The following is a 21,644-nucleotide window of genomic DNA, read 5'->3' on the forward strand; positions in this document are numbered from 1 at the left end:
CCCCGCGCACGACGCGCCGCGCGACCGGGGGTCCGGCAGGTGGTCAGGCGGCCTCGGCGAACTGGGTCGCGTAGAGGTCGGCGTACAGCCCGCCGCGGGCGAGCAGCTCGTCGTGCGTGCCGCGCTCCTGGATGCGGCCGTCGTCGAGGACGAGGATGACGTCGGCGTTGCGGATCGTCGACAGCCGGTGCGCGATGACGAGCGAGGTCCGGCCGACCAGCGCGTTCGCGAGCGCGGTCTGGACGGCGGCCTCGGACTCGGAGTCGAGGTGCGCGGTGGCCTCGTCGAGGATCACGATCGACGGCGACTTGAGGAGCAGCCGGGCGATCGCGAGCCGCTGACGTTCGCCGCCCGACAACCGGTACCCGCGGTCGCCGACCACGGTGTCCAGACCGTCCGGAAGGCTGTCGACGAGGGCAGCGATCTGCGCCGCCCCGAGCGCCGCGTGTAGCTCGTCGTCGGTCGCGTCCGGGCGGGCCAGCTGCAGGTTGGCGCGGATCGTGTCGTGGTACAGGTGCGAGTCCTGAGTGACCACCCCGATCGCCGCGCGCAGCGAGGTCTGCGTGACCTCCCGTACGTCGTGACCGCCGACCAGGACCGCGCCGCCGGTGGCGTCGTACATCCGGGAGACGAGCGAGGACAGGGTGGACTTGCCGGCGCCGGACGGGCCGACCACGGCGACCATCTGCCCCGGCTCGACGGTGAACGTGACGTCCTTCAGCACCTCGTCCCCGGTCTCGGCCGACAGCGTCGCGACCGACTCCAGCGAGGCGAGCGACACCTCTTCCGCGGACGGGTAGTGGAACGACACGTGGTCGAACTCGATCGACGGCTCCGCGGTCGCCGGCAGCGTCTTCGCGTCCTTGCGATCGGCAACCATCGGCGGCAGGTCGAGGACCTCGAGCACCCGCTCGAAGCTGACCAGCGTGGTCATCACGTCGACCTGGATGTTGGACAGCGCGGTCAGCGGGCCGTAGAGCCGGTTCAGGTACGCCGTCAGCGCGACGACCGTCCCGATCCCGAGCATCCCTTCGACGGCGAAGACCCCGCCGACGCCGTACACGAGCGCCACCGCGAGCGCCGCGACCAGCGTCAGGGAGACGCGAAAGACACCGGCGTACATCGACGTGGTGACGCCGATGTCGCGGACCCGGGCGGCCTTCCCGGCGAAGTCCCGGGAGGCATCCTCGGTCCGGCCGAACACCTTGGCGAGCACAGCGCCGGCGACGTTGAAGCGCTCGGTCATGGTCTGCGCCATGGTGGCGTTCAGCTTGTACGTCTCCGCCGTCGCCGCGCGCAGCTTCCCGGCGAGCAGCCGGGCGGGAATGACGAACAGCGGCAGCACGACGAGCGCGAGCAGCGTGATCTGCCACGACATCACGAACATCGCAGCGAGCACCAGCGCGACGCTGAGCAGGTTGCTGACGACGTTGGACAGCGTGGAGGTGAACGCCTGCTGGGCACCGAGGACATCGCCGTTCAGGCGCTGGATGAGCGCGCCGGTCTGGGTCCGGCTGAAGAACGCGACGGGCAATTGCTGGACGTGGTCGAACACGGCGGTGCGGAGGTCGTAGACGAGGCCCTCGCCGATCCGCGCGGAGAACCAGCGCTCGGCGAGGGTGATCGCGCTGTTCGCGATCGCGAGCAGTGCGACGACGAGAGCGAGCCAGACGACGACCTCGGCGTGGCCAGGCACGATGCCGCGGTCGATGATCGCGCGGAACAGCAGCGGGGTGACCGCGCCGGTGCCGGCGTCGAACGCCACGAGGACGAGGAACACGGCCAGGTAGCCGCGGTACGGACGGGCGAACCCGAGGATCCGGCGGAGGGTGCCCGCCGACAACTTGTGATGCCGGACGGAGGAGTCCTTCAACAGCGAACGCATCGCACGCCCGCCGCCGGATCCCCCGCCCGGAAAGCCGGAGATCTGCGACATGCAGTTCCTTCCAGTCAGGGACCAAGACATACTGAGGTTAACTCACTATGAGTCAACCTCACAAACACCTCGGTTTGTTCCCCTCCGGGGAAGAAGGGCCACTAGGCTCTGGACATGCATGCGCCTGATGACGCGGCCGAACAGATCGCCGGCCTACTGGACGGCATCGTCCGCCGCCAGCGCCGGGCGTCCCGAGAGGGGTTCGGCGAGAACGTCACGCACGGGCAGTTCCGCGTACTGCGGACGCTCGATCGTGCGGACCGGCTACTGCGGCTGAGCGAACTCGCAGCACAGCTCGGCATCGTGCCGCGGTCCGCGACGTCGGTCGTCGACGATCTCGAGGCAGCTGGCCTCGTCGCGCGACAGCCAGACCCACACGACCGCCGCGCCACACTCGTCTATCTCACGCCCGACGGCCTGAAGATCCTCTCCACCCTCCGCGAGAAGCGCCGCGCCGTGATGGCCGACCAACTGGCGCGCCTGACCCCCGAGGAACAGCAAACCCTGGCAAACCTGCTCCAGCGCCTCGCCGACAACTAACCTCCCCCGCGGTGGGTGTCAGTTGCCGGTGGCAAGGGCTCGGGCGGTGGCCAGGTCGTAGAGGAAGGTGTTGACCGGGGTCGGGACGCCGGCGGCGTTGCCGAGGCGGACGACGGCTCCGGTCCAGGCGTCCAGTTCGGACGGGCGGCCGGCGATCAGGTCGCGCTGGAGTGACGTGGTGCCGTCGGCGGGGAGCTGGTCGATCCAGGCCAGCGTGCGCGGTACGACGTCGGCTGCGAGCTGGATGCCGCGGGCGAGCGCGACGTCGCGGATCTCGGTGATGGCCTCGGTGAGCAGCCGGCGGGTGGCGGGGTGGGTGCGGAGCACGCCGTACGCGGCGCCGGTCGCCGTACCGAGGCCGCCGCCCGGAACGACCGACAGGAACTTCGTCCACAGCGCCGCCCAGATGTCGTCCGGGACGTTCGCCTGCAGTCCCGCGCCGACGACCGCGTCCCGCAGCCGGTCGGTCCGCGGCGTGACCTGGTTGTCCCACTCCCCGACGTTGAGCTTCCCGTTGCCGAGGTGCCGGACGACACCAGGACTCTCGACGTACGCGATCACCTCCGCGGCACCGGGCAGTACGGCGTCCCGCCCGTAGACGTCGGCGACCTGGCCGGGCGCCTCGACCCCGTTCTGCACGGTGACGATCGCGGTGTCCGCGCCCACCAGCGGCCGGATCGCGGCGATCGCTTCGGGCAGCTGCCACGTCTTCACGCAGACCAGCACATAGTCGACCGGACCGATCTCCGCCGGATCGCTCGTCGCCCGCACCGGCAGCCGCAGGTCACCGGCCGGGCTCAGCACCGCGAGCCCGTCGGCGTTCATCGCTTCCAGGTGCTTGCCCCGCGCGACGAACGCCACGTCCTGCCCGGCGGCAGCCAGCAGCGCGCCGAAGTACCCGCCCACCCCGCCCGCGCCGACGATCCCGATCCTCACAGCCCACTCCCTCTGTCCGATTCAACTGGTAACCGTAGCGCGGTGGATTGAGAGGTTCGCGCAATCGGCCGATGCCGCCCCGTCCGGGCTGGTTGATTGTCGGCATGCGTACACCGACGACAACACCCGCGCAGGCGGCCGAGCTGATCCGGCGCGACCAGGACCTGCTGCTGAGCCGGACCGAAGGCTTGACCGAGACCGAGCTGCGCGCGCCGTACGACGTGGCCGCCGGGCCGCTCGGCGACTTCTGCGACTCGCTGCACGATCTGGTCGCGCACGTGCTGATGTGGGACGAGATCACCCTCGCCGTGCTGCGGGACGCCCGGGCCGGCCGGCTGCACTGGAGTCTCGATCCGCGCTGGGAGACCGCCGACAGCGGGCGCGCACTGAACCTCGGCGGCGTGGAGGCGGGCCGGCGGATCCCGTCCGAGCTCGTGCTGCACCGGTTCCGCAGCGTCGGCGCCGCGCTCGTCGACGAGATCTCGCAGTACGACGACGACACCTGGACGGATCCGTCGACGGGTGCCGGGTTCGACGGCGGCATCGGCGCGCTCGCCGAGTACGTCTCGACCACACCGGACGGGATCCTGTTCGCGCACGCGGCCCGCCACCTGGCTATGGTGCGCGCATGATCCACGAGATCGTCGACAGCCCGCAGTACGGGCCTGAGACGGACGCCTTGCGGAAACTGCTCGCCGACCAGCCGGATCATCCAGGGCTGGATCCGTACCAGGCGCTGCTGCTCGATCGGGAGGAGCTGCCCGACCCGGCCGTGGCCGGCGAACGTGACCCGCGGGTCGCCGTCGAGGACCTCGCGATCGAGTTGCCCGGCCGGACGCTGCAGGCCCGGCTCTACCGGCCGTCACCACGGCCCCGGCCCGTTCTGCTCTGGCTGCACGGCGGCGGATTCGTCGGCGGGGACCTGCGGGACATCGAGTTCGCGGCCTCCGGGATCGCCGCCGCCGGCAACGTCACGGTGATCTCACTCAACTATCGCCTCGCGCCCGAGAACCCTTGCCCGGCGGGGCTGCACGACGTCAGCGACACGCTCGCCTGGATCCGCGCGAACGTCGACGGCGACGGACAGATCGCTGTGGGTGGCCAGAGCGCGGGCGGCGCACTGGCCGCCGGCGCCTGCCAGCTCGCCCGCGACGCGGGTGCGCCACTCCCCGACCGGCAGATCCTGTGCTACCCGGTCCTGGACCTGCATCCGGCCGCCGACTGGCACGAGTGGTACTTCGGAGCACGCGACATCCCTGCGGGCGCCGTACCGCTGCAGGCCGCGACGCTCGCCGGGCTGCCGCCGACGCTGATGCTCGCGGCCGGGCAGGACTGGTTGCGCGACGACGCGCTCGCGTACGCCGGTCGTCTGGAGCAGGACGGCGTACCGACGCGGCTGGTCGAGTACGCGGACACGATGCACGCGTTCCTGAACTTCCCGGCGGCGCTCTCCGCCGGGCGGCACGCGGTCGAGCTGATCGCGGCGGACCTGCGGGCCGCGTTCGGCTAGGACCTGGGGCCTGGGGCCTGGGGCCTAGTGGTCGGCGCGGTGGGTGAAGAACCGGGCCGGGTTGCCGGCGGCGCGCGGGTTCGACGCCAGCCAGGTGGTGAACGAGTCGGGATGGCGGCGTTCGAGCTCGTCCAGGTAGGCCCGCCGTACGTCGACCATCGCCTGCCAGTGGTCGGCGCTCATCGCGCGCTGGAGCTGGTTGAAACTGCGGCGCCAGGCCAGGCACAGCTCCTCGTCGCTCAACTCGCCGACGCTGCGCACCACGGCGGTCAGGTACTTCGGCATCGGCCACTGGGCGGTCGGGTCGGGGTCCGCGCGGACCGCCTTGAGCTGCCGACTCGATGCCTTGGGCAACCGGATGCGCCGGCGCGGCAGCGTCCGCGCCGGGCGCTCAGGGCGACCGGAGCGCAACCATCCCACGACCGGGGGCGAGATCCCGACGATCAGCAGGAGCAGGACCGCGGTGGGCGCGCCGATCGCGGCGGCGTACCCGCAGACCGCGAGCAGGCAGAGTCCGCCGAGCACCGCGCCCCGCGGCACCACGTGCAGCAGGTCCGACGACGGCAGGTCGCGGCCGAGGCCGATACTGAGAAAGATCGCTCCGGTGGTGAACGCGGCGACCACGAAGGCCGCGAGATTGGTCGCCGGTGACACGAACACCAGCGCGGCCAGCACTCCGATCACGGCCAGCACCACCACGGCTGCCCGCCAGATCCGCAGATATCGCAGCTCGGCATCCACCATGCTCACCCAGTGCCCCATCGCCCGGCCCTGCAACCGGAGTCCTCAGGCCAGTGTGACGCGTTTCAGGGCTGCAATGAAGGCTGCTGTGGCCGGCGGATCGGGCGGTTCGCCGTACGTCGCGAGGAAGATGCGCCGGACGACCGGCAGCTCCGTCGAGCACACCCCGTCGGCGAGGTGCGAGCGCAGCGCCAGGCCGGGTGAGGTGGTGACGCCGAGCCCGGCCCGGACGAGGGCCTGCTTGACGATCACGTCGTCGCTGGTGAACGCGATCCGCGGCGTGAACCCGGCGTCGGCGCAGTGCTGCAGCAGCTCGCGGCGGCAGTTCTCGCAGCCGGCGATCCAGTCCGAGTCGCGATGGTCGGTGAGGGTCTCGCCGGGTCGGCTGCTCAGCAGGTGGATCGGGTCGTCGCGCAGGTAGCTGTAGCGGATGCCGTCGTCCGGCTGCTCGTCGTCGTACCGGAACACGATCGCGAGGTCGATGTCCCCCGCCCGCAGCTGCCGTACGGCGACCCGCGGGTGGGCGTCGGTGAGTTCCAGCCGGAGGTCCGGGTAGTCGCGGCGCAGCTCGGCCGTGGCCGGTGGCACGAGTTCGCTGAGTGCCGAGCTGAAGGCGCCGACCCGGACCCGGCCGGAGCGCAGGCCCACGAGCGCGGCGAGCTCGGCGTCGGCGGCGTCGACGCGGCCGACGATCTCGGCGGCCCGGCGGGCGAGCACCTCCCCTTCCGGGGTGAGCCGGATCCCGCGGCCGGCCTTCTGCACCAGCTTCGCTCCCGTCGCGGCCTCCAGCCGGGCGAGGTGATGACTGACGGTGGGCTGCGTGTAGTGCAGCGCCGCGGCCGCCGCCGTGACCGAACCGTGTGCGGCGACCGCGGCCAGCACCCGCAGCCGGACCAGATCGAGCATGTATCGATGCTATCTATGCCTCTGCCGTCGAATTGGCATTGGACGCATGAATGGCCGCCGGGCGACGCTGGTGACCATGACCGGCACAGTGATCTGGCACATGACGATGTCCCTCGACGGCTTCATCGGGGACCGCGACGACAACCTCGACTGGACCTCGCTCGCGGACGGCGGGCCGTCCGGTCTCGGCGCGGAGGTGATCGCCGGCTGTGGCGCGTTCCTGTGCGGCGGCAAGCGGGTCGAGGCGGTCGGCGAGAACCGTCCGTACGGCGGGGCGTGGCAGGGCCCGATCCTCGTCTACACGCGCAAGGACCCGGCCACGAACCCGATCCCGGAGTTCACCTACGTGAGCGGCGACATCCGCGACGTGGTCGCGGACGGCCTGCGCGCGGCCGGCGGCCGGAACCTCGTCGTCACCGGCGGCGCCGTTCCCCGCCTGGCGCTGGACGCCGGTCTGGTCGACGAGATCGTCCTGCACGTCGTCCCCGTGTTGCTGGGCGAAGGCGTCCGCTTCTACGACAGCCCCGGCGTGCACCCGACCCGGCTGGAGCTCCGCACGGCCGAGAACCTGAACTTCCGGTTCGGGATCGTGAAGTGATGCAACCGGTTGCACTATCGTGGCCGCATGGCAACACGTACCGGGGTCACGATTCGCGAGGTCGCGATCGCCGCCGAGGTGTCGCGGTCGACGGTGTCGCGGGCCTTCACCAGGCCGCAACTGCTCAGCCCGGAGACCGTCGAGCACGTCCGCGCGGTCGCGGCCCGGCTCGGGTACGTCGGGAACCAGGCCGCGCGGGCGCTGTCGACCGGCCGGTTCGGGAACATCGCGGTCGTCGTACCGGACATTGCGAACCCGTTCTTCCCGCCGCTGGTGCGGAGCCTGCAACTCGCCGCCGAGACCGCCGACCTCGCGGTGTTCCTCGGCGACTCCGACGAGTCGGCGGAGCGGGAGGCCAAGCTGATCGCCCGGCTGGCGCCGCAGGTCGAGGGCTTCGTGCTCGCCTCGCCGCGGCTGTCCGAGGAGCTGATCCGCGGACTGGCCGCGACCCGTCCGGTCGTCCTGGTGAACCGCGACCTGAACGGCATCCCACGGGTGCTGATCGATTCGTCGGGCGGGATGACCGAGGCCGTGCTGCTGCTGAAGAAACTCGGCCACGAGCGGCTCGCGTACCTGGCCGGACCGCGTGACTCCTGGTCGGACCAGCAGCGCCGGGACACGCTCACGCAGACGTCCGCGACGGCGGGACTGACGGTCGAGATCATCGAGGTCGGGCGCCCGACCTACTCGGCCGGGCGGGACTCGGTGTCGGCGCTCGTCCGGTCCGGGGCGACCGCGGCGATCGCGTTCGACGACGTGGTCTCGCAGGGAGTGCTGGCTGGGCTCGAGGTGCGCGGCCTCTCGGTGCCGGCGGACTTCAGCCTGGTCGGCTGTGACGACACCCTCGCCCCGCTCACCACGCCCGCGCTGACCAGCGTCTCGGCCGCGGCGGCGACCGCCGGCACGGCGGCCGCGAAGCTGCTCGTCGACCTGCTGGAGGCCACCGAGCCGAGCGCCGGGTGCGTCACGATCGCGACGCACCTGGTCACCCGCGCGACGACCGCGCCGGCGCCGAAACCCGCGCCCTGACGCGTTGACGTGCAACCGGTTGCATGCTGGAATCACGGATATGACGCGAATCGCGATCGCCGGCGCCGCCCACCCGCACGTGGCCTATGCGACCGCCGAGGTCGACCAGGTCGCCGCGTTCGAGCTGGTCGCGGTGGCGGACCCGTCCCGCGAGACCGCCGAGCGCTGGGCAGCGCCGTACGACGCCAAGGTCTTCACCGACCACCGGCAGATGCTGCGCGACACCGAGCCTGACGTCGTCATGGTCGCCGGGATCTACGGCGACCGCGGCCAGGCAGTGGTCGACGCGCTCAACGCCGGCTGCCATGTGATCGCCGACAAGCCGCTGTGTACGACGCTCGAGGACCTGGACGCGATCGCCGAGGCCGCGCGCCGCACCGGTCGGCACGTGACCCTGCTGCTCGAGAAGCGGTACTACCCCGTCACGCTCGCGGCCCTGGAGATCGCCGGCCGGCTCGGCGCCATCCACGGCGTGACGTCGTCCGGCCCGCACAAACTGAACCGCCCGACCCGTCCGGCGTGGTTCTTCGAGCGCGAGCGGTACGGCGGACTCCTGAACGACCTCGCCGTGCACGACATCGACGCCGCCCTGCTCTTCACCGGCCTGACCGCCGGAACCGTCAGCGGCACCGTCGTGGACAGCTCGTACGGCGTGGCGACGCTGAGCGGAGCGGGCGCGGTCATCACCGCCGGCGTCGACTGGATGAACCCGGCCGGCTCGCCGGTGCACGGCGACTACCGGATGAAGCTGGTCGGCACCGAAGGCACCGCGGAGCTGCTCTGGGCCCGCAACCGCCTGGTCCTGACCACGACCGACCTGGCGCCGCACGACGTACCGCTGCCGGCCGGCTTCCGGCCCGCCGAGAAGCCGCTGCAGGCGCTTGCCGCAGGCAACGAGCCGGACATCACGACGGACCGGAGCCTGCTCGTCACGCGGATTGCCCTGCTGGCCCAGCGCTCGGCAGAAACAGATGGAAGCCCACTGGCCTGGACAGCTGACTAGCCATCGATCGGAGAGTTTCATGCGTTTCGCCCTCATCGGCGCCGGCGTGATCGGCGCCGTGCACGCCCGCCTCCTCGAAGCCCTCGGGGACGAGGCCGTCCTGGTCGCGGTCGTGGACAAGGACCTCGACCGCGCCGGCAAAATCGTCTCGCAGTACGGCGGGCGCGCGTACCCGACGCCGGCCGACGCGTACGCCGCCGAGGACATCGACGCCGTCGGGATCTGCCTGCCCAGCGCATTGCACGCCGACGTCGCTGTCGAGGCGCTGCACGCGGGCAAGCACGTCGTCGTCGAGAAGCCGGTCGACATCAGCCTGGCCGCCGCGGACCGGCTGATCGACGCGCAGCGGGAGACCGGACTGACCGTCGCCGTGATCAGCCAGCGCCGGTTCCAGCCCCCGGTCGCGCAGATCCGGGCCGCGATCGACAGCGGCGCGCTCGGCCGGGTCACGTCCGGGATCGCCGAGTCGGCGTTCTTCCGGCCGCAGTCGTACTACGACGGCGACGACTGGCGCGGCACCCTCGCGGTCGACGGCGGCGGCGCCCTGATGAACCAGGGCATCCACGCGCTCGACCTGCTGGTCTGGATGCTCGGCCGCCCGATCCGGGTGAGCGCACAGACCGGACGGCTCGCGCACGAAGGCATCGAGGTCGAGGATCTCGCGGGCGCGACGATCGTGTTCGAGAGCGGGGCGATCGGTCTGATGCTCGCCAGTACGGCGGCGTACCCGGGCCGCCCGGTCCGGCTGACGATCCACGGCGACCGGGGCACGGCGGTCCTCGACGACGACCAGCTCGCCTACTTCGACGCCGCGGACGCCACGGCACCCGAGGCGCCGGCGCTGGAAGGACCGGACGGCTGGGGACCGACCGAGCTCGCGCACCTCGCGCAGTACCGCGACTTCATCGCCGCCGTCCGCGAAGGCCGTCCGCCGGCCGTGACGCTGGATGCAGGTCGGCGGTCGCTGGCGACGGTGCTCGCGGTCTACGAGTCCGCCCGCTCCGGGCAGCCGGTCGAGCTGAAGGAGAACTGACCCATGCCGCTGCGCATCGCTCTCGTCGGCACCGAGAACAGCCACGCCGATCACATCGTCGAGCACCTCAACGTCGACCCCGTCACGGAAACCGGCACTGCCACTGCGCGCATCGTCGCACTGGTCGGCGCGGACGACGAACGCAACCGCAAGCTCGCCGCGACCGGCGGCATCACCCAGATCGTGCCGACGTCCGCGGAGCTGCTCGGCAGTGTCGACGCGCTGATCGTCACCAACCGCGACGGGGCGCTGCACCGCGAACACGCCGTACCGTTCCTCGAGGCCGGTCTGCCCGTGTGGGTGGACAAGCCGTTGGCCGCGAGTACGGCGGATGCGCGGGCGATCCTGGACGCGGCGCGGCGCGGTGGTGCTGCGGTGACGTCGTACTCCGCGGTGCGCTGGGTCGCGGACGCGGATGCGCTCGCGGCCGCCGAGGTCGGTGAACTCCAGGCGGTCACGGTCACCGGGCCGGCCGATCCGGACAGCGAGTACAGCGGGATCTTCTTCTACGGAATTCACGCGGCCGATCTGGCGCAGCGGCTGGCTCCCGGCGAGCCGGGTCCGGTCACCGTCGAGCGGGTCGGTTCCACCGTGGTCGTCCGCTACCCGTGCGGCGGGGTGCTCGTCACACTGCAGCTGGTGAAGCCGACGGACGAGGGGCGGGTGCCGTTCCACGCCGAGATCGTCGGGCGCACCGGGCTGCTGAGTCACGACGTACGGCTGGATTCGGCGTACGTCGTACCGGGTCTGAAGGTGTTCCTCGACATGCTCGAGACCGGCGAGCGCCCGCTCGACGACGCGACGATGCTGGCGCCGATCACCGTGCTGGAGCAGACTCACACGATCCTGCTCCAGCCCGTTCAGGAGGTATGAACAGGTACGAGCGACGAGTGTCCGGAGCCGACTGGGATGCGGTGGCGGCGGAGGTGGACGACCTCGGTTGTGCCTTGCTACCACAGCTGTTGACGCCGGCCGAGTGTGCGCGGATCGCCGGCATGTACGACGACGTCCAGCGGTTCCGCGCGACGATCGACATGGCGCGGCACCGGTTCGGCGAGGGTCAGTACCGGTACTTCGACCGGCCGTTCCCCGAGGCGGTCGAGTCGTTGCGGCAGGCGCTGTACCCGCGGCTGCTGCCGATCGCGCGCGACTGGTACGCGAAGCTCGGCCGGGAAGCGGAGTGGCCGGACACCCTCGACGAATGGCTGGACAGTTGTCATCAGGCCGGGCAGGTCCGGCCGACGCCGATCCTGTTGCGGTACGGCGCGGGCGACTGGAACGCCCTGCACCGGGATCTGTACGGCGACAAGGTGTTCCCGCTCCAGGTCGTGATCAACCTGAACGACCCGGGCGCCGACCACACCGGCGGCGAGTTCCTGCTGGTCGAGCAGCGGCCGCGGGCGCAGTCGCGGGGTACGTCGACGCTGATCCCGCAGGGCCACGGGCTGGTCTTCACGACGCGCGATCGGCCGGTGAAGTCGGCGCGCGGCTGGTCGGCCGCACCGGTCCGGCACGGCGTGTCCGCGATCCGCTCAGGTCAGCGCCACACCCTCGGGCTCGTGTTCCACGACGCTAAATAGCGCTGCAGATGTCCCACGCCGACTGCTGGAGCAAGGCCGCGGTCTTGTTGTCGAGGCCCTTGACCGGGGTGTCGATGCCGACCGGGTCCTCGTCGAGCAGCGCGATCAGGAAGACGCACGCCGCGAGATAGCTGCCGGCGAGGGCCGGGTGGCTGTTGTCCGCGTCGTGGAGCGCGGGTTCGTCGTGTTCGGCGAGGAAGCGTTCCCAGATCATGCCGACCGGGACGAGCGTCGCGCCGAGCTCGACCGCGGCGGCGCCGTACGCGTCGGTCAACGCCCGCTGGGTCTCCGGCGCGTTGCGGCGTGCCCAGGTCAGGTACAACGCCGTCCGCGCACCGGCCGCGGTGATCGCCGCACCGAAGTCGCGGGCACTCTCGCGGAAGCGGTCCGGGCTCTTGATCGGCAAGGTGCTCTGCTCCTGCAGGACGACGGTGTCGTAGCCGCCGTTCGCGATCTCGTCGAGCGCCTTGCCGGCGTTGAGATGCTGCCGCAGCGACGCGCCACCGGCCGAGATCAGCTTGGGCCCGACCTCGATCCCCCGCGCCGCAGCCAGACCCTTGATCAACCCGGGCAGGTTGTTCCGCGACGTGAAGCTGTTACCCACAAACAGAATCCGCACGACACGGACGCTACTACTCGTTTGACCGCTGCCCCCGGCTGCCTGTTGGGTGGCGGGGTGAGTGAGTTGCGGATTGTGCCGGTGAGCGATGAGCAGACGGTGCTGGACTGGCAGCGGGTGCACAACGAGATCATCCCGACGGCCCCGTTGTCGGTCGACGACATCCAGGAGCGGGCGACGCGGAACGTGCTCGAGGTGGCGTACGACGGCGACGTCCTCGTCGGCTGTTCCACGGTCCGCCCGCCGTCGGAGGAGACCCCGGCGGCGGTGGTGATCGCCCGGGTGCTCCCGGCGTACCGGCGCCGTGGTTTCGGTACGGCGCTCTACGAGCACTGCCTGCGGCGCGGGCGGGAGTTGGGCGACGGCATCGAGACGCACATCCTGAGCAGCAACGCCGACGGCCTCCGGTTCGCGAAGGCGCACGGCTTCGTCGAGGTGGAGACCTATCTGCTGCCGGGCGACACGATTCCGTTCGTCGAACTACGACTGGGTGAGTGACGATGCGCTTCTCGATCAACATCCCGAACTTCGGGGACTTCGCGGACGCCCGCACCGTGGCCCGCGTGGCGACGGCGGCCGAGGAGGCAGGCTGGGACGGCCTGTTCCTCTGGGACCACGTGGTGCACAGCAAGGAACGGCGGCGCGGGCAGCCGTTCGGCGACCCGTGGATGCTGATGACCGCGGCCGCGCTGGCGACCTCGCGGATCGCGCTCGGTCCGCTGGTCACGCCGGTCGCGCGCCGGCGGCCCGAGCAACTCGCCCGGCAGGTCGCCACCCTCGACGGGCTCAGCGGCGGCCGGGTGATCTTCGGCGCCGGGCTCGGCGGGCCGATCGACGACGAGTTCGGCAGCTTCGGCGACGAGACCGACCCGAAGGTGCTGGCCTCGAAGCTGGACGAGGGCCTCGACCTGCTGACGGCGTACTGGTCGGGTGACCGCGTGAACCACCGCGGCGAGCACTACCTGGCCGACGACGTGGAGCTGCTGCCCGCTTCGGTCCAGCGACCGCGGCCGCCGGTCTGGATCGCGGGGTTCTGGCCGCGCAAGGCGCCGATGCGCCGGGCCGCGCGCTGGGACGGCGCCGTCCCGCTGTTCAAGACCGCCAACCACGGCGAAGCGCCGCCGGTCGCTGAGTTGCGCGACCTGGTCGCCTTCGTGAACGAGCAGCGCACGGACACGAGCACGCCGTACGACGTGATCGTCGGCGGCATCAGCCCGACCGCCCCTGCCCGCTCCCGCGCCCTGATCGAGCCGCTCGCCGAGGCGGGCGCGACCTGGTGGGACGAACGCCAGCTCATCACCGGCACCGACTTCTACCGTCTCGACCCGGTCCTGCGCCGGATCGAGGCCGGACCGCCGAGCCTCGGATAGGCCGCCTTCGGCCCCGGAGCCGACAACTAAGCTGACAGGCATGAGCGACGAGCACCCGTCCTGCTGTGCGCCTGCCCGGATCGGGGTCCCGCTGGACTTCCCGGCCGGTTCCCCGGTGCCGGCCGCGGCCGGTGCGCACGGGATCGAGCAGATCACGCTCGGCGGCGGCTCGTTCGCGATGGGGAACAGCAACGGCGACGAGAACGCCGGTGACGGCGAGACCCCGGTGCACCAGGTCGAGGTGGCGCCGTTCAGCATCGACGCGACCAGCGTGACGAACGCCGACTTCGCCCGCTTCGCCGACGCGACCGGCTACCGGACCGAGGCCGAGACCTTCGGCTACTCCGCGGTGTTCCACCTCGCGCTGGCCGCCGAGCCGGACGAGGTGATGGGCCCGGCGTCCGGTACGCCGTGGTGGGCCGGCGTCCGCGGCGCCGACTGGCGGCACCCGGGCGGCTCGCGGTCCGGGCTCGACGGGCTCGACGGGCATCCCGTCGTCCACGTGAGCTGGAACGACGCGGTCGCGTACTGCAAGTGGGCCGGCCGCCGGCTGCCGACCGAGGCCCAGTGGGAGTACGCCGCCCGCGGCGGCCTCGAGGGCGCCCGCTACCCGTGGGGCGACGAGCTGATCGGCGACGACGGCGAGTGGCGCTGCAACATCTGGCAGGGCGAGTTCCCGCGGACGAACACCGAGGAGGACGGGTACCTGACGACCGCACCCGTCCGCACCTTCCAGCCGAACGGCTACGGCCTGTGGCAGACGGTCGGGAACGTCTGGGAGTGGTGCGAGGATTGGTTCGGCCCGCGGTACTACAAGTTCTCCCCGGCCGGGAACCCGTCCGGCCCGTCGCTCGGCGCGGCGCGGGTGATGCGCGGCGGCTCGTACCTGTGCCACGACTCGTACTGCAACCGCTACCGCAACGCCGCCCGCTCGTCGAACACGCCGGAGTCGTCGATGGGCAACGCCGGTTTCCGCACCGTCAGTCTGTAACCGGGACTTCTTCGGCCGCTCGCAAGCCTGGCGTCGTGCCGGCGACCGCGGCGACGGCCGCGACACACAGCAGCGCTCCGGACGCGAGCGAGACGACCGGTGAGGTGAGCTGTGCGACGACACCGCCGCGGAGGTTGCCCAGGTCGGGGCCGGCCTGGCCGACGATCTGCTCGGCGGCGCTGACCCGGCCGAGCAGCTCGGTCGGTGTGTGCAGCTGAACGATCGTGCTCCGCGACACGACCGCGACGGTGTCCGCGGCACCTGCCACCGCGAGGAACACCAACGCAGGCCACGCCGCCGGCGAGAAGGCGAACAGCAGCAGCGCGATCCCCCACCCGGCCGAACCGCACAACATCACCACGCCGTGCCGGGGCAGCCGGGTGAACGTCCCGGAGAACAACGACGCGGCGACCCCGCCGACAGCGATCGCGGTCAGGAACAGCCCGAGCGTCCGCGGGTTGTTGCCGAACCGCTCCGCATTGATCACCGGGAACAGACTGATCGGCATCGACAGCACGGTCGCGGCCAGGTCGGTGATCAGCGCGCCCCGGATGACCGGCGTCGCGGCGATGAAGCTCAGCCCGTCCCGCACGCCGCGCAGTCCCGGCTTCGCGACGGCCTCGATCCGCAGGTGCGGCAGCCCGAGGACGCCGTACAGCGCGGCGAGGAAGCTCAGCGCGTCGACCAGGTAGCAGACGCCGACGCCCCAGGTGCCGACGATCACGCCGCCGAGCGCCGGGCCGAGCAGCATCGCGCCCTGGAACCCGATCCGGTTGAGCGCGAGCCCGGCCGCCAACTGGTCACGTGACAGCAGATGCGGCAGGACTGTCCGCGCCACCGGTCCGGCGGTCGCGCCGAACGACGCCTGGACGGCGACCAGCGCCAGCAGCACCCCCACCGGGACCCGGCCGATCACCAACTGGCTCGCCATGACGGTTGCGGTGAGCAACTGCGCGATCGTGGTGACCAGGTAGATCCGGCGCCGGTCGAGCCGGTCGGCGAGGGTGCCCGCGAACAGGCCGAGCACGATCAGCGGCAACGCCTGCGCCAGCCCGACCGCGCCGGTCCAGGCCGGGCTCGCGGTCTGGTCCCATACCTGGAACATCACCGCGACGAAGGTCAGCTGACCGCCGAACGCCGACAGCACCTGCCCGATCCACAACCGCCGGTACGTCAGCACCCGCAACGGGCCCAGGTCGATGAGCGCCCGCCTCACCGCAGCTTCTCCGCGATGCGGTCGTGGAAGCTCTTCCGGGCCAGGGCCGCCTCGACGTCGCGGACCACCTGACTCATCGGGTACGGCAGCTCCGCCTCGAGCTCGGCGATCGCGGCCTCGGTGGCCCGCCACTCGGCGGCCAGTAACTCGACGAGCTTCTTCGACTTCGCGGTCAGCGTGACGTGCTTGCTGCGCGCGTCCGCGCCCGGCACGGTCCGGACCAGGCCGGCGGCGCGCATCCCGGCCACCTTCTGGCTGAGCGCCGAGTGCGTCCGCCCGGTGGCCTCGGCGAGCTCGGTGATCGTCATCGGGCCCCTGAGATGCAGCTGGAGCAGCTCCCGCACGTACGTCGGCTTCAGCCCCAAGATGTCGCGATCGGTGTAGATCCGCCCGATCTCGGCATCCATCCGCCCCAGCAGCTCGTGCAACGGCCGCCACAAACTCTGCTCCGTGGGATCCTCCATGGAGCCGATAGTAACAGCACTTATATAAGCACTGTTACATCTGGCTCCCGGACCGCCGCCGCCCGGCGGCGCGAGATCCAGGCGGCGGCCAGGCCCGCGGTGAGGAGGCTGATCGCGGCGACGGTCGCGAAGCCGTAGCGGGTGTCGGAGCGGCCGGTGACGACCGAGGTGATCAGCATGACGACGACAGTCGCGGCCAGCCCGTACCCGTTGGCCAGCCCGAACGCGTACCCGACCCGCGATTCGTCCACCGACGTCATCAGGAGCGACCGCGTCGCGATCCGCGCCTGCCCGAACAAGAAGGCGCCCAACGGCACAAGCGCCATCAGCAGCGGTACGCCGAAGAGCGGCTGCAGAGCGAACAGCGACGTACAGATCAGGAAAGCACCGATCGCCAGCCTCAGATCACCGAGACGTGCGGCCGATCGGCGGTAGACGGCCGCGGCGAGCAGGAAGCCGGCTCCACCCAAGGCATCGACCACGCCGAGCAAGGCCGGACCACGATGCCACTCTCCGATCAGCAAGACCGGCAGCAGGGCGTTGAAGACTGTCACGACAACGAGGCCCTGCCCGAACAGGACGGCCAGCGGCGCAAGCGGGATCCCCGAGCGGTGCGCGGCGGGAGTGGTCTCCAGGGGCATCTCTTGCGGCCGGCGGACGGTCCCGACCCGGAACACCAGTACGGCGGAGAGGGCGAAGGTGAGCGCGTTGAACGCGAAGAGCGGCGTCGGGCCGAAGTACTGGAGCGCGACCCCGCCGACGCAGGCGGACAGCAGCATGCCGCATTGCAGGGCGATCTCGTAGTGCGCGTTGAAGCGGCGGAGGTGCGCGGTGGGGACTCGCTCGCGGATGAGCGCCGCGCTCGCCGGCGTGAACTGGGCGGCGATCACGGCCAGCGCGAAGTTGGTCGCATAGACGAGCGGTTGCTGGGACACGCCGAGCGCCAGACCGATCGGGAGGGCCAGCGCGGCCGCGGCGCCGAGGAAATCGCAGCCGATCCACAGGCGACGCCGGTCGAAGCGGTCCGCGAGGCGGCCGAAGTACGGCGAGAGCACGGCCTGCGGTACGGCGACCGCGATGAAGAGCCAGCCGACGTCGAGCATCGAGCCCTGCGCGCGGACCAGCAGCAACGCGGCGCCGAGGAGCTGGATGTTGTTGCCGAGGGACGTGATGAAGGCTGCGGGCAGCAGCAGCCGAGGTCGTGAGGTCACCCGCTCGACGGTGCCAGCAAATCCTGACAATCCATGGCAGCGATCACCAGCTGAGTGGGCGAGCTAGCTCAAGGAGGGCGTGGTGGCCTGCGGGATGAGCAAGTGGGCGGGTGTGGTGAGGCCTACGGACCAGACGTCCAGCGTGCCGGCGGCGTTGCGGACCGGATAGAGCAGCGTGGTGTTGTTCTGCCAGACGGGCTGGTCGTCGATGGGACGGGACTCGGCGGGGTGGGTGATCTGGCGCGTGGCGAGGTCGAGGACGGCCAGGCGCCAGGTGCCGTCGGGGTTCTTCTGCTTGTAGGCGATGCGGCGGCCGTCCGGTGACAGCGACGGGCACTCGACGTTCTCGGCGATCGCCGTCCCGCGGTACGCGCGGTAGTCGGCCTCGATCAGGTAGGTCTTCCCCTTGCTCGCCATCGTCACGTAGAAACGATTGCCGTCGGCACCGAACGTGACACCCCAGTAGTTCACGTCCGACGCGAAGTACCGTTTCCCGCCGACGAAGACGGCGAGCTCCTCGATCGTCTTCACCAGCCGTCCGGTGTCCACCTCGTAGAGGCCGGTGCGGGTCGAGAAACCGCTGGCCGCGTACGAGTCGCCGGTCACGAACATCGTCCAGTTCACGATCCGTCCGTCCGGCGACACCCGCGCCCGGCTCGGCGTACCGGGCAGGGACTCGCGGTGCCGTTCCCGCAGGCCGGCGTCGAGCACGATCATCTCGGTCAGCGCGGGCAGCGAATTCGCCTTCAGACGCAGACAGATCGCCGTCCCGTGGGCCGCGGCGAACCGGTCGCAGTGCAGCTCCCCCACGCGCCGGGCGGCTCCCGGATCACCGGCAGGTACGGCGGCCAGCTTGCCGGAGTCCGGTCCGTCGGCGAGGTTCCGGAAGTAGAGCGTCCTGCCGTCGAGCCGCATCGGTTCTCCCGTGACGACCGGTACGGCGTTCTCGGCTGCGCCGCCGTCGCGCGCGTGGGCGACGTACGTGATCGCGCCGCCGACGAGCGCGAGGACACCGATCGCGGTCACGAGCAGCCGGCGGGTCATCGGCGTACCTCCAACGGTTTGAAGACGGCCGCCGCGAGCGTGACCGCCAGCAGGCCGGCCGTGAACGTGAGCATCGCCGGTCGGAGGTCCCAGAGGGTCCACAGCAGGCCGACGGTGACGGCGGCCGCCATCCGGGCCAGCGCCTGGCCGGTTTGCAGTACGGCGAGACCGCTCGCGCGGAGGTGCTCCGGGAGCAGCGGACCGACCGCGGCGGGGAGTACGCCGTCGGTCGCGGCGTAGAAGGCGCCGTGCAACACGAGGACCAGCCACCAACTGCCGAACGGACCGGACACGACGAGCAGCGCGAGGACGAGCGCGAGATGGCCGCCGAGAAAGACCTTCCAGCGGCCGATCCGGTCCCCGAGCCGGCCGAGCGGTATCGCGAGCAGCAGGAAGGTGCCGGCGGTTCCCAACGGGAGCAGGGGGAACAGGCCGGCGTCGATGTCCCAGCGGCGCTGTACGGCGAGGTAGACGAAGGAGTCGGTGATCGTGAACAGCCCGAGCACAGCAGCCCAGATGCAGCTCCGGCGGAAAGCCGCATCCCGCAACAAGGCGAGCGCTTGCAGCCTGCCCACCGGCCGCGCGGGCGGGGTGCGCGGTGAGTGGTCGCGGACGAAGGTGGTCAGGAGGATGACGGCTGTCGCGGCCAGGGCGAAGCTCGTGACGAAGACCGAGTTGTAGTCGTTGAGGCTTGCCCAGAGGACCAGGGTCGCGACGAGTGGGCCGAGGAAAGCGCCGACGGTGTCGAGGGCACGGTGGACGCCGAACGAGCGCCCCATGGTCGCCGGGTCGCTGCTCAACGAGATCAGCGCGTCGCGCGGCGCCGTGCGGATCCCCTTGCCGGCGCGGTCGATCGCGAGGACCGCGCCGATCCCGGGAACGCTGGACCCGGCGGCCAGGAAGCCGAGCTTCGCAACCGCCGAGAGCGCGTAGCCGACGCCGGCGACGGCCTTCAACCGTCGCCAGCGGTCGGCCACATGTCCGCCGGCCAGCCGCAGTACGGCGGTGGCCCCGGCGTACAGGCCGTCGAGCAGGCCGAACTGCAGCGGGTTCAGCCCGAGCCCGAAGACCAGGTACAGCGGCAGGATCGCGGTCACCATCTCGGCCGACACGTCGGTCACCAGGCTGACGACGCCCAAGGCCAGAACATTTCCGGGGACGTTGCCGGGGACGCGGCGCAGCGGTGTCCGCAGCGGGCCGACGGATGCGAGATACATCAGTGGCAGCTGTACGTCGGGCTGCTGTCGAGGACGTCACCGTCCAGACCGATCAGCTGGGTGGCGAACGTGCTGTCGGTCATCGACAGCTTCAGCACCCCGAAGTCGGAGATGATCTTGGCGGTCGCCGGATGCGCGGCGTGCACCGGGTACAGCGGCGCGCCGCCCATGCCGCCGATGATCTGCACCGGCCCGTTGGCGTCCTTGTCGCCGTCCGCGTTCTGCGGTACGAACCGCTCGTAGTGGTGGTCGTGGCCGTTCAGCACGAGGTCGGTCTTCGCCGCCACCAGCGTCTGCCAGAGCGGATCGGCGTCCACGTTGTCGCCGTGGTCGCCGGAGCTGAAGCGCGGGTGGTGGTAGTACGCGGCGATGCAGCCCTTGGTGTTGTTCGCCAGGTCCTGCTTCAGCCAGGTGAGCTGGGCCGGCTCGCTCAGCCCGTCCTCCTTGACGAAGTCGTTCGAGTCGAGGGCGACGAAGTGCCAGTTGCCGAGGTTCCAGCTGTAATAGTTCTTGCCCTGCGGTGTCGCGATCGACCCGAAGTAGTCGTGGTACCCCTGGAACGGCGTGTCGTCGTACGTCTCGTGGTTGCCGGGGATCGGGTGCGTGATGCTCTTGAACCTCCCCCACGTCTTCGCGTAGTAGTTCTGGAAGTCCGACAGATGCGCGTCGTCGTACTGGTTGTCGCCCATCGTGATCACGGCGGCCGGGTTCATCGCCTGGACCAGGTTCGCCGTCTTCGGGTGGATGCAGTCGGAGTCGGACGCCGTACAGCGATCCGCGATGTCCCCCGCGGCCGCGAGGACGAAACTCCCGCTGCCGCCGGCGGAGGTGGTGACCGTGATCGGCGCGCTCGCCGCGGACACGTTCCCGGCCAGGTCGCGGGCGCGCACCGAGTACGTGTACGCCGTGTTCGCGGTCAGCCCGGTGTCGTTGTACTGCGTGCCCGGCGTCGTCGCGACCACCGTGCCGCCGCGCAGGACGTCGTACCCGCTGACGCCGATGTTGTCGGTGGAGGCGGTCCAACTGAGCGCGACGGAGGTGCCCGTCGCGCCGGTGCTCTTCAGACCGGCCGGAACCGTCGGCGCCTGGGTGTCGCCGCTCGAGTCGGCCGTGCCGTAGACCTGGAGTTCCCACAGCGAGTAGCCGTACGACGTGCCGCGCTTGGTGCCGACGAGCCGCACGTACCGGCCGTGTGCCTGCAGGCCGGTCAGGTCGTCGGTCGCACCGTTGCCGTCCGCAACCTCTTTGACCGTGGTGAAGTCGGTCCCGTTGTCGGAGACCTCGATCCGGTACGCCTTCGCGTACGCGGCCTCCCAGTTCAGCTTGACCCGGCCGACCGCGGCCGGCTGACCGAGGTCGACGCGAATCCACTGCGGATCAACCCCTTCGGCGCTGGCCCAGCGGGTCGACGTACTGCCGTCGACCGCCTTCGCCGCGGTCAGAGTGTCGTCCTCGACGCTCGAGGCGATCACCGGCTTGCCCTGCGACAGCAGGGTGTCGGCGTTCATCCGGGCACTGGCGGCAGAGCCGCCCAGCGCGGCGAGCAGTCCGACAGGTAGTACCAGCGCGAGCATGCGCAGTCTCATGAGATTCCTCCGGGGGCGCGGAGCCAGAATTGTTAGGAAGGTTACCTAACAGCTAATGGTAGGTAAAGAGGGTAATTTCGTTATATGCACGGCATGCATGAAGTCCGTACAGAA

23 protein-coding genes are annotated in these 21,644 nt (G+C 70.9%); 12 read left to right on the plus strand and 11 right to left on the minus strand.

The annotated features are described in order from the left end of the window. Positions 1 to 43 precede the first annotated feature (43 nt). The gene (locus ACWEOO_RS03200; RefSeq protein WP_452141552.1) at positions 44 to 1,936 is read right to left on the minus strand and encodes an ABC transporter ATP-binding protein; all 1,893 of its coding nucleotides are present in this window, start codon (positions 1,934 to 1,936) and stop codon (positions 44 to 46) included. Between the two features lie 114 nt (positions 1,937 to 2,050). Here ACWEOO_RS03200 and ACWEOO_RS03205 point away from each other — a divergent pair, with 114 nt between their 5' ends. Beyond that, positions 2,051 to 2,476: a MarR family winged helix-turn-helix transcriptional regulator gene (locus ACWEOO_RS03205; protein WP_452141553.1), complete on the plus strand. Its 426-nt coding sequence runs from the start codon at positions 2,051 to 2,053 to the stop codon at positions 2,474 to 2,476. Between the two features lie 18 nt (positions 2,477 to 2,494). On the opposite strand, the gene ACWEOO_RS03210 is transcribed toward ACWEOO_RS03205, so the two are convergent. Next, positions 2,495 to 3,412 (minus strand): 2-dehydropantoate 2-reductase, encoded by a 918-nt coding sequence (locus ACWEOO_RS03210; RefSeq protein WP_452141554.1) that lies wholly within the window; start codon positions 3,410 to 3,412, stop codon positions 2,495 to 2,497. Between the two features lie 104 nt (positions 3,413 to 3,516). On the opposite strand from ACWEOO_RS03210, the gene ACWEOO_RS03215 reads away from it, so the two are divergent. Together ACWEOO_RS03215 and ACWEOO_RS03220 are read left to right on the plus strand one after the other, a co-directional pair. Then, positions 3,517 to 4,044 (plus strand): hypothetical protein, encoded by a 528-nt coding sequence (locus ACWEOO_RS03215; protein WP_452141555.1) that lies wholly within the window; start codon positions 3,517 to 3,519, stop codon positions 4,042 to 4,044. After that, complete coding sequence (locus tag ACWEOO_RS03220; protein WP_452141556.1) at positions 4,041 to 4,922, plus strand: alpha/beta hydrolase; 882 nt, start codon at positions 4,041 to 4,043, stop codon at positions 4,920 to 4,922. The genes ACWEOO_RS03215 and ACWEOO_RS03220 overlap by 4 nt, the downstream gene beginning before the upstream one ends. Positions 4,923 to 4,946: 24 nt before the next feature. Here ACWEOO_RS03220 and ACWEOO_RS03225 read toward each other — a convergent pair whose 3' ends face one another. Beyond that, positions 4,947 to 5,672, minus strand: a complete 726-nt coding sequence (locus ACWEOO_RS03225) for a hypothetical protein (RefSeq protein WP_452141557.1) — start codon at positions 5,670 to 5,672, stop codon at positions 4,947 to 4,949. A 36-nt stretch (positions 5,673 to 5,708) separates the two neighbouring features. Further along, entirely contained in the window at positions 5,709 to 6,569 is an 861-nt protein-coding gene (locus ACWEOO_RS03230; RefSeq protein WP_452141558.1) for a LysR family transcriptional regulator, read from the minus strand. A 76-nt stretch (positions 6,570 to 6,645) separates the two neighbouring features. Between ACWEOO_RS03230 and ACWEOO_RS03235 the strand changes: the two genes are divergently transcribed. The 6 genes from ACWEOO_RS03235 to ACWEOO_RS03260 are packed head-to-tail and all read left to right on the plus strand — an operon-like array spanning position 6,646 to position 11,812. Continuing rightward, a complete protein-coding gene (locus tag ACWEOO_RS03235) occupies positions 6,646 to 7,167 on the plus strand; it encodes a dihydrofolate reductase family protein (protein WP_452141559.1) in 522 nt (173 codons plus the stop codon). 27 nt (positions 7,168 to 7,194) lie between these two features. Continuing rightward, positions 7,195 to 8,196 (plus strand): LacI family DNA-binding transcriptional regulator, encoded by a 1,002-nt coding sequence (locus tag ACWEOO_RS03240; RefSeq protein WP_452141560.1) that lies wholly within the window; start codon positions 7,195 to 7,197, stop codon positions 8,194 to 8,196. A 40-nt stretch (positions 8,197 to 8,236) separates the two neighbouring features. Continuing rightward, entirely contained in the window at positions 8,237 to 9,199 is a 963-nt protein-coding gene (locus tag ACWEOO_RS03245; RefSeq protein WP_452141561.1) for a Gfo/Idh/MocA family protein, read from the plus strand. 19 nt (positions 9,200 to 9,218) lie between these two features. Beyond that, complete coding sequence (locus tag ACWEOO_RS03250) at positions 9,219 to 10,232, plus strand: Gfo/Idh/MocA family protein (RefSeq protein WP_452141562.1); 1,014 nt, start codon at positions 9,219 to 9,221, stop codon at positions 10,230 to 10,232. A gap of 3 nt (positions 10,233 to 10,235) precedes the next feature. Next, positions 10,236 to 11,105 carry a Gfo/Idh/MocA family protein gene (locus ACWEOO_RS03255; RefSeq protein ID WP_452141563.1) on the plus strand — a complete coding sequence of 290 codons (870 nt, stop codon included), beginning with the start codon at positions 10,236 to 10,238 and terminating at the stop codon, positions 11,103 to 11,105. Further along, the gene (locus ACWEOO_RS03260) at positions 11,102 to 11,812 is read left to right on the plus strand and encodes a 2OG-Fe(II) oxygenase (protein ID WP_452141564.1); all 711 of its coding nucleotides are present in this window, start codon (positions 11,102 to 11,104) and stop codon (positions 11,810 to 11,812) included. Before ACWEOO_RS03255 ends, ACWEOO_RS03260 begins: the two co-directional genes overlap by 4 nt. Here the strand turns inward: ACWEOO_RS03260 and ACWEOO_RS03265 are convergent. Then, positions 11,805 to 12,431 carry a hypothetical protein gene (locus tag ACWEOO_RS03265; RefSeq protein WP_452141565.1) on the minus strand — a complete coding sequence of 209 codons (627 nt, stop codon included), beginning with the start codon at positions 12,429 to 12,431 and terminating at the stop codon, positions 11,805 to 11,807. The two genes, ACWEOO_RS03260 and ACWEOO_RS03265, sit on opposite strands and share 8 nt — an antisense overlap. 81 nt (positions 12,432 to 12,512) lie before the next feature. Between ACWEOO_RS03265 and ACWEOO_RS03270 the strand changes: the two genes are divergently transcribed. From ACWEOO_RS03270 to ACWEOO_RS03280, 3 genes are read left to right on the plus strand one after another with little or no spacing between them, the layout of a single operon-like run. Next, positions 12,513 to 12,929 carry an N-acetyltransferase family protein gene (locus ACWEOO_RS03270; protein WP_452141566.1) on the plus strand — a complete coding sequence of 139 codons (417 nt, stop codon included), beginning with the start codon at positions 12,513 to 12,515 and terminating at the stop codon, positions 12,927 to 12,929. A gap of 2 nt (positions 12,930 to 12,931) precedes the next feature. Next, entirely contained in the window at positions 12,932 to 13,801 is an 870-nt protein-coding gene (locus ACWEOO_RS03275) for an LLM class flavin-dependent oxidoreductase (RefSeq protein WP_452141567.1), read from the plus strand. A 40-nt stretch (positions 13,802 to 13,841) separates the two neighbouring features. Then, positions 13,842 to 14,792 carry a formylglycine-generating enzyme family protein gene (locus ACWEOO_RS03280; RefSeq protein ID WP_452141568.1) on the plus strand — a complete coding sequence of 317 codons (951 nt, stop codon included), beginning with the start codon at positions 13,842 to 13,844 and terminating at the stop codon, positions 14,790 to 14,792. Here the strand turns inward: ACWEOO_RS03280 and ACWEOO_RS03285 are convergent. The 6 genes from ACWEOO_RS03285 to ACWEOO_RS03310 all read right to left on the minus strand — a co-directional run bounded on the left by ACWEOO_RS03285 (position 14,782) and on the right by ACWEOO_RS03310 (position 21,530). After that, the gene (locus tag ACWEOO_RS03285) at positions 14,782 to 16,008 is read right to left on the minus strand and encodes an MFS transporter (RefSeq protein ID WP_452141569.1); all 1,227 of its coding nucleotides are present in this window, start codon (positions 16,006 to 16,008) and stop codon (positions 14,782 to 14,784) included. The genes ACWEOO_RS03280 and ACWEOO_RS03285 overlap by 11 nt on opposite strands. Continuing rightward, a complete protein-coding gene (locus ACWEOO_RS03290) occupies positions 16,005 to 16,472 on the minus strand; it encodes a MarR family winged helix-turn-helix transcriptional regulator (protein WP_452141570.1) in 468 nt (155 codons plus the stop codon). The genes ACWEOO_RS03285 and ACWEOO_RS03290 overlap by 4 nt, the downstream gene beginning before the upstream one ends. Positions 16,473 to 16,492: 20 nt before the next feature. Next, positions 16,493 to 17,683: an MFS transporter gene (locus ACWEOO_RS03295; protein ID WP_452141571.1), complete on the minus strand. Its 1,191-nt coding sequence runs from the start codon at positions 17,681 to 17,683 to the stop codon at positions 16,493 to 16,495. Positions 17,684 to 17,746: 63 nt separating this feature from the next. Then, a complete protein-coding gene (locus ACWEOO_RS03300) occupies positions 17,747 to 18,727 on the minus strand; it encodes a TolB family protein (protein WP_452141572.1) in 981 nt (326 codons plus the stop codon). Continuing rightward, positions 18,724 to 19,944, minus strand: a complete 1,221-nt coding sequence (locus tag ACWEOO_RS03305) for an MFS transporter (protein ID WP_452141573.1) — start codon at positions 19,942 to 19,944, stop codon at positions 18,724 to 18,726. Before ACWEOO_RS03305 ends, ACWEOO_RS03300 begins: the two co-directional genes overlap by 4 nt. Beyond that, entirely contained in the window at positions 19,944 to 21,530 is a 1,587-nt protein-coding gene (locus ACWEOO_RS03310) for a discoidin domain-containing protein (RefSeq protein ID WP_452141574.1), read from the minus strand. The genes ACWEOO_RS03305 and ACWEOO_RS03310 overlap by 1 nt, the downstream gene beginning before the upstream one ends. Between the last annotated feature and the right edge of the window lie 114 nt (positions 21,531 to 21,644).

It is taken from the genome of Kribbella sp. NPDC004138, from assembly GCF_053603655.1.